The 709-nt window shown below is 62.1% G+C and carries 1 protein-coding gene and 1 pseudogene; both read right to left on the reverse strand.

The features are described from left to right. A pseudogene (locus tag A3730_RS02980) lies at positions 1 to 127 on the reverse strand (50S ribosomal protein L25); the annotation flags it as partial. A 205-nt stretch (positions 128 to 332) separates the two neighbouring features. After that, on the reverse strand, positions 333 to 709 hold a 377-nt coding region (gene prs / locus A3730_RS02985; RefSeq protein WP_156500835.1), incomplete at its 5' end, for a ribose-phosphate diphosphokinase.

The raw sequence follows: 709 nt of genomic DNA on the forward strand, positions 1-709 counted from the left end.
TCTGCGGCTCGGCTTCGCCACCGTAGAGGATGCCGGGAACACGTTCTTGCAGACGACGCAGGCGGCGGCTCGCACCTTTCCCTGTATCGCTGCGGCTTTCTGCATTCAGCAGGAATTCATTGGACATGGTCTGTCTCCAGTATGCTCTCGGGCTTCCCGCGACCAGGTCGGCCAGAGAGGTTGATAAAGCCACGGAGGATTCCGCGGGGGCGCGATTATGCATGAAAAGCACGCCAGACGCCAGACGCCTGATGACGGACGCGCCAAAAAGCAAAAACCCGCTCGAAGAGCGGGTTTCAGCGTCAGGCGTCGAGCATCTGGCGTCTGGCGTTCTATACCAGCTCCAGCCGGTCGAACATGGCGCTCAGGGATTCTTCGTTGTTCACCCGGCGTACCGTTTCGGCGAGCATGGGCGCCAGGCTTAGGACGCGAATGTTGGCACAGGCGCGGCCGGCTTCGGACAGGGGAATGGTGTCGGTGACGACCAGTTCGTCCAGGGCGCTGCTGGCAATGTTGTCGATGGCCGGGCCGGACAGGATCGGGTGGGTGATGTAGGCAATCACCTTGGCGGCGCCGTGGTCTTTCAGGGCTTGGGCGGCTTTGCACAGGGTGCCGGCGGTATCGACCATGTCGTCCACCAGTACGCAGGTGCGGCCTTCCACTTCACCGATGATATGCATCACCTGGGACACATTGGCCTTGGGGCGGC

Source organism: Alcanivorax sp. HI0044 (genome assembly GCF_001634945.1).